Source organism: Anaerococcus degeneri (assembly GCF_017874475.1).
Classification (GTDB): domain Bacteria; phylum Bacillota; class Clostridia; order Tissierellales; family Peptoniphilaceae; genus Anaerococcus; species Anaerococcus degeneri.
Genome location: NZ_JAGGLO010000008.1, coordinates 71,536 through 77,535 on the forward strand (window position 1 = coordinate 71,536; position 6,000 = coordinate 77,535).

Consider the following 6,000-nt stretch of genomic DNA (forward strand, 5'->3'; position numbering starts at 1 on the left):
TAATTACAAACCATTTTTTTATTTTTTTCGTCCGAGACGAAACAATCTTTTTTATTTCTTATCCAAGATAAGTTATTTTTACTCTAAAATCTAAACTCACACAGCGCCGTCCCGACAAAGGCCGCAGGCCGCCGAGGGACCTTATAAATCCAGGTCCTGAATATTCGAAGAAAATCATATATTTTTTCTTATCCGAGATAAATTATCTTTTCTTTCTTATCCTAGATAAGTTATTTTTTCTATTATATTATATATTTTCTCAGTCATTTACATGACCCCTCCGTTCAAGGGGGAGCCCCAAGGGACCTTCCGCAGGGTCCCTCATCGGGCTCCCCCTTGCACCCCCTCACCGTTACACCCCCGAGCGGCTCCTTAGCGGAGGGCGGAAGTAGAAGCTTGCCTTTTCGGCAAGCTTTTTTTGTGTAGGGAGAAGGTCCTTGTTTTAGTTGGTGTATTTACCCAGAGATTTCTAATATTCAAGCCCCTAAAAACTGATAACTCGCTAACGCTCAAACAATCAGTTTTCTTAACGGGGCTTTTTATTAGAAATCTTTGCCCTATAAAGGGAGAATTGGTCTCGATGTTCCAGTGTTTGCTAGTCTCGTTTGGCTTTCGCCAAACATTGCTAGATGAGTTTTGCATTCTCAAACGAAGAAGTGAAAAATCGCAAAGTCGAGAATTTTAAAATTCCAAGCATCCGTGAAGAAAATTGCACTGACAGTCCTTTTCAATTAAGAATATAATAACTACTGTGAGCTAATTTTAAAATAAAAAACACAAGTCAAACTAGATTGCAATTTTTAGGAGGCTTGGGATTTTAAAAATTTAAACAAATATTATTTCTAAACAAGGGTTCCTCCATACAAACATGTTTGCCGTAGGCAAACACATTATCCCCCGAGAGGACATAAAAGCCCCTTGATTTGGGGCTTTTATGCCGAAAACATAGTGCGGTAGCACGGATGAGTTTGCGGAACAAACGAGTTTTCGGTCGCCCGGAGGGGGTAACGGAAGGGGTTTTAAAGGGGACCCGATGGGGGAACGTGCGAAACGTTCCCCTGGGGTCCCCTTTATTACGAAGATTCAATAGTAAATAAAATGATAATTTAAAGATAAAAGTATAACTTATCTAGGATAAGAAAAAAAAGATATTTTATCTCGGATAAAACCGCAAAATTCGGTATAATGTTAAAAATAAATGAAAAATTAAGTTCTATATAATACAGGAGGAGAAAAAAATGATTATTGGAATACCAAAAGAATTAAAAGACCAAGAATCAAGAGTTGCTGCTGTACCTGGTGCTGTGGCTGATCTTGTTAAAAATGGAATCGAAGTCCTTGTTGAATCTGGTGCTGGGGAAGGCTCTGGCATTTCTGATGCTGACTATGCTGAATCAGGGGCTAAAGTCCTTGACTCTGCTGCTGAGGTTTGGGAAAAATCAGACATCATCTACAAGGTTAAAGAGCCACTCAAAGAAGAATACCAATACCTAAGAGAAGGCCTCATCGTCTATTGCTACCTCCACCTAGCTGGCAACGAGGAATTATTAGACCAATTATTAGAGAAAAAAGTCACAGCCATAGGTTTTGAGACAGTTGTCAAAGACGGCAAGCTCCCACTACTCCGCCCAATGTCTGAAATTGCAGGCAGGATGGCTGTCCAAGAAGGGGCAAGATATTTAACCATTCCAGAAGGCGGCAAGGGTATCCTACTCCAAGGCGTGCCAGGAGTAAGGCCTGCCAACGTAGTTATTGTCGGTGCTGGTACAGTAGGCACAGCTGCCACCCGTATCGCAGTCGGCATGGGCGCTAGAGTCACAGTCCTAGATGTAAACATCGACTCACTTACAAGACTCCACAACATATTCCCAGACAAAATTGAAACCCTCTACTCAAACCCATTAAACATAGACGAGGCAGTTAGCGGTGCGGACCTAGTTATATCAACAGTATTAATCCCAGGTAGACGTGCCCCACAACTAATAAAAGTAGACACAGTCAAGAAAATGTCCGAAGGCTCTGTTGTAGTCGACGTCGCCATAGACCAAGGTGGATCAACCGACATAACCAAAGACCGCGCCACAAGCCATTCTCATCCAATATTTAAAGAATACGGCGTAACCTTCTACGCAGTAGGCAATATCCCAGGCGCCGTAGCCAAAACATCAACCTACGCCCTATCAAACGCCACAACAATCTACGCCAAAGCTCTAGGTAAGCATGGATTAAAATCCGCCCTAGAAAAATTCCCAGAAATAGGAACAGGCGTCAACACCCACAATGGCCAAGTCACCATCCAATCCGTAGCCCAAGACACAGGCCACGAATGCAAGAAACTAGAAATCTAAAACAAACCACGAGCCAAAACTCGTGGTTTTTCTATGCAAATAATTAAAAAACCCAAGCCTATAGACACAAGCAAAGACAAACCAAACGAAATCCCCAAAATTACCCCACCAAGCACTTCTATGGAAAATGCTTGGTGGGGCTTTATAGACTTGTCCTAACGAGCAAAGCGAGTTATGGAAAGTCTTATGCGGAGGCAAAGTCTTGTCCTTGCGAATCGAAGATAAGCAATGGAAAGTCTTATGCGGAGGCTTAGTCTTGTTCTTGTGAGCGATAGCGAGCTATGGAAAGACTTGCCGATGCTATAGACTTGTCCTTGCGAATCGAAGATGAGTTATGGAAAGTCTTATGCAAAGCTATTTGGGACTTTTGAGACTAAAAATTAGTGCGGTAGCACGAAAAGCTTCGTAGAAGCGATTTTAGCATCAAGAAGAGATTGCAAAGCAATCGGTTTTCTCTAGCCCAGATAAGGTCCTCCACGAGCCGGACGGGCTCATCCAAAGCAGACGAGTTTTCGCTCGGTTATAATAACCGGTAGGTCCCCTCCCAAATTTTTCCAAAAAAATAAGCACTTCTTAAAGAAATGCTTGGTGGGGCTTTATAGACTTGTCCTTGCGAATCGAAGATGAGCAATGGAAAGTCTTATGCGGAGGCTTAGTCTTGTTCTTGTGAGCGATAGCGAGCTATGGAAAGACTGCTGATGTCAGGGACTCGAACCGTCTCAAACGCCGACGGGCTAGCCACCTCTTGAAAGCCCCTTGATTTGGGGCTTTCAAGGCTGAAACATAGGGCGATAGCCCGGAGAAGTCTGCGAAGCAAGCGGGTTCTAGCTCGGTTTGAGCCGGAGGCTCATAACCGGTTCTTCGTACAAAAAAACACCTCAGGACTTGAGATGTTTGGTGGGGCTTTATAGACTTGTCCTAACGAATCGAAGATGAGTTATGGAAAGTCTTATGCAGAAGCTTAGTCTTGTCCTAGCAAGCGATAGCGAGCTATGGAAAGACTGCTGATGTCAGGGACTCGAACCCTGGACCTCTTTAAGGGCCCTTGATTTGGGCCCTTAAAGGCTAGAACGGAGTGCGGTAGCACGGAGAGCTTGCGAAGCAAGCGGGTTCTAGCTCGGTTTGAGCCGGAGGCTCATAACCGGTTCTTCGTACAAAAAAACACCTCAGGACTTGAGATGTTTGGTGGGGCTTCAGGGACTCGAACCCTGGACCTACCGGTTATGAGCCGGGCGCTCTAACCGACTGAGCTAAAGCCCCATATAACAGGTATGTATTTATTTAAAAATAAATTAAGCCTTAACGGCTTGTAAAGTGAGATTATGGTGGACCTGAGTAGACTCGAACTACCGACCTCACGCTTATCAGGCGTGCGCTCTAACCACCTGAGCTACAGGTCCATAATATATCATTTAATTATTTTAAACTCTAATCAATTTGAGTTTTTATTTGGCAGGGGAGACAGGATTTGAACCCGCGACATCCGGTTTTGGAGACCGACGTTCTGCCAGCTGAACTACTCCCCTATATCCATCACCGTTAATTAAAAAGCTTTTAAATTTGGTGCCCAGAGGCGGAATCGAACCACCGACACGGGGATTTTCAGTCCCCTGCTCTACCGACTGAGCTATCTGGGCATATTTGGCGGAGAAGGAGGGATTTGAACCCTCGCATCCCGTTAATTGGAATCTACTCCCTTAGCAGGGGAGCCTCTTCAGCCACTTGAGTACTTCTCCATCTTTCGATACCTTATGGCGGAGAGGAAGGGATTCGAACCCTTGTGAGCCAAAGACTCTAACGGTTTTCAAGACCGCCCCGTTATGACCGCTTCGGTACCTCTCCTTAATTCTATGTAATTAAAGTATTCAAATGGCTTTGCCTTTATCCTTTGTGGATAATAAAATTAAAATCGTTGAAAAAGTCAACGATATAAACTTCTTAGATAAGACCTAAGTAACTTAGGTCTATCTAGAAAATGGATGGTGACCCATCGGAGATTCGAACTCCGGACACCCTGATTAAAAGTCAGGTGCTCTACCGGCTGAGCTAATGGATCATAATGGCTGGGATAGCAGGACTCGAACCTACGCATACCAGAGTCAAAGTCTGGTGCCTTACCGACTTGGCTATATCCCAACAGTCACGTACTTGTATATTATAACACAACTTTGACAACTTTGCAAGTTTTTTTTTGCGAGTGCCTTTATTTCATGGCGCGCCTTCCAGGATTCGAACCTGGGACACACGGATTAGAAGTCCGATGCTCTATCCAGCTGAGCTAAAGGCGCATATTAGATACTCTAATACTATATGAAGTTTTGATGGAGCGGGTGAAGGGAATCGAACCCTCGCAACCAGCTTGGAAGGCTGGGGCTCTACCACTGAGCTACACCCGCATATGGTGGGGATGAGCGGATTCGAACCACTGAAAGCTAAGCTAACGGATTTACAGTCCGTCCCATTTGGCCAACTCTGGAACATCCCCATATATAAAATTATTGGAGCTGATGATAGGACTTGAACCTACAACCTATTGATTACAAATCAATTGCTCTGCCAATTGAGCTACATCAGCACATTGGATCACTATTGCAATCCAAATGGCGACCTGGATGGGACTCGAACCCACGACCTCCGCCGTGACAGGGCGGCATTCTAACCAGCTGAACTACCAGGCCATGAACTAGCCTCTCCGGCTCGTTGAGGAGCCTCCACGGAGTGGTCATTTGCGATGCAAATGATGGATTATAATAATCCACAAATTATGGTGGAAGTAACAGGGCTCGAACCTGTGACCCCCTGCTTGTAAGGCAGATGCTCTCCCAACTGAGCTATACTTCCATAAAACAGAACGTGTTTTTAAGTCCTCGGACTACGTCCTGCGGTATTTCGCGCCTGAAGGGCGCGCCTCCTCCGTGAGCCGGAGTGGCTTGCTTTTGGTGACCCTACCGGGATTCGAACCCGGGATACCACCGTGAAAGGGTGGTGTCTTAACCGCTTGACCATAGGGCCTTGATATTAAAAAACTTATTTACTTATGTAATGGTTGCGGGAGCAGGATTTGAACCTACGACCTCCGGGTTATGAGCCCGACGAGCTACCAGACTGCTCTATCCCGCGACATTGACCAGGAAAGCTAATCCTCGTACTCTTTAAGACTTAAAATAATATGGTGCCGAGAATCGGAATCGAACCGATACGGTGTTTAACCACCGCAGGATTTTAAGTCCTGTGCGTCTGCCAGTTCCGCCACCCCGGCATTATCATATTTAAGCCATGTGGCTTTTAGCTAAAAAGCTATTGGCGCTCAGGGTGGGACTCGAACCCACAACCTACCGGTTAACAGCCGGGTGCTCCACCATTGAGCTACCTAAGCATGACAGTGATAATATCGTAGCATTAAATTTTGATTTTGTCAATACTTTTCTAACCATTTCCTAACCCAACCATGATTTGGCCGGGTAGAAATTAGTTATTTGGCGACTTCCTACCTAATACAAGGTTTCCCGACCTCCACTATCTCGTAGAGGCTCTAGGAAGTCTTTTAATTTGGCGATTTCCTACTCTACCACACGGTTGCCCGAGCAGTACCATCGGCGTTATAAGGCTTAACTTCTGTGTTCGGTATGGGAACAGGTGTATCCCTTATGCA

General features: G+C 45.0%; 1 protein-coding gene, 18 tRNA genes and 1 rRNA gene. 1 reads left to right on the forward strand and 19 read right to left on the reverse strand.

The genetic code is table 11. The features are described 5' to 3' along the window. The first annotated feature begins 1,238 nt into the window (after window positions 1-1,238). A complete protein-coding gene (gene ald / locus J2Z38_RS08165) occupies window positions 1,239-2,348 on the forward strand; it encodes an alanine dehydrogenase (RefSeq protein ID WP_209774700.1) in 1,110 nt (369 codons plus the stop codon). 1,183 nt (window positions 2,349-3,531) lie between these two features. Here ald and J2Z38_RS08170 read toward each other — a convergent pair. From J2Z38_RS08170 to rrf, 19 genes are all read right to left on the reverse strand, one after another. Beyond that, a tRNA-Ile gene (locus J2Z38_RS08170) sits at window positions 3,532-3,608 on the reverse strand. A gap of 63 nt (window positions 3,609-3,671) precedes the next feature. Beyond that, window positions 3,672-3,748: transfer RNA gene (locus tag J2Z38_RS08175), tRNA-Ile, on the reverse strand. Between the two features lie 50 nt (window positions 3,749-3,798). Beyond that, window positions 3,799-3,874: transfer RNA gene (locus J2Z38_RS08180), tRNA-Trp, on the reverse strand. A gap of 35 nt (window positions 3,875-3,909) precedes the next feature. Then, window positions 3,910-3,985, reverse strand: a tRNA-Phe gene (locus J2Z38_RS08185). 5 nt (window positions 3,986-3,990) lie between these two features. Continuing rightward, window positions 3,991-4,084, reverse strand: a tRNA-Ser gene (locus J2Z38_RS08190). A gap of 16 nt (window positions 4,085-4,100) precedes the next feature. Then, window positions 4,101-4,190 (reverse strand) — tRNA-Ser (locus J2Z38_RS08195). Window positions 4,191-4,328: 138 nt separating this feature from the next. Continuing rightward, window positions 4,329-4,404 (reverse strand) — tRNA-Lys (locus J2Z38_RS08200). Window positions 4,405-4,408: 4 nt separating this feature from the next. Then, window positions 4,409-4,484 (reverse strand) — tRNA-Gln (locus J2Z38_RS08205). Window positions 4,485-4,559: 75 nt separating this feature from the next. Continuing rightward, window positions 4,560-4,636: transfer RNA gene (locus J2Z38_RS08210), tRNA-Arg, on the reverse strand. A gap of 34 nt (window positions 4,637-4,670) precedes the next feature. Continuing rightward, window positions 4,671-4,744: transfer RNA gene (locus J2Z38_RS08215), tRNA-Gly, on the reverse strand. Window positions 4,745-4,747: 3 nt separating this feature from the next. Beyond that, window positions 4,748-4,833, reverse strand: a tRNA-Tyr gene (locus tag J2Z38_RS08220). A gap of 14 nt (window positions 4,834-4,847) precedes the next feature. Beyond that, window positions 4,848-4,923 (reverse strand) — tRNA-Thr (locus J2Z38_RS08225). Between the two features lie 26 nt (window positions 4,924-4,949). Next, window positions 4,950-5,026, reverse strand: a tRNA-Asp gene (locus tag J2Z38_RS08230). Between the two features lie 87 nt (window positions 5,027-5,113). Further along, window positions 5,114-5,189: transfer RNA gene (locus tag J2Z38_RS08235), tRNA-Val, on the reverse strand. Between the two features lie 96 nt (window positions 5,190-5,285). Then, window positions 5,286-5,360: transfer RNA gene (locus J2Z38_RS08240), tRNA-Glu, on the reverse strand. A 31-nt stretch (window positions 5,361-5,391) separates the two neighbouring features. Further along, window positions 5,392-5,468, reverse strand: a tRNA-Met gene (locus J2Z38_RS08245). Window positions 5,469-5,518: 50 nt separating this feature from the next. After that, window positions 5,519-5,607 (reverse strand) — tRNA-Leu (locus tag J2Z38_RS08250). Window positions 5,608-5,649: 42 nt separating this feature from the next. Continuing rightward, window positions 5,650-5,724, reverse strand: a tRNA-Asn gene (locus J2Z38_RS08255). A 171-nt stretch (window positions 5,725-5,895) separates the two neighbouring features. Continuing rightward, window positions 5,896-6,000, reverse strand: a 5S ribosomal RNA gene (rrf, locus tag J2Z38_RS08260); the annotation flags it as partial.

Coding starts and splice junctions, on each gene's coding strand:
- ald (WP_209774700.1), top strand. CDS start 1,239: ATGATTATTGGAATACCAAAAGAATTAAAAGACCAAGAATCAAGAGTT.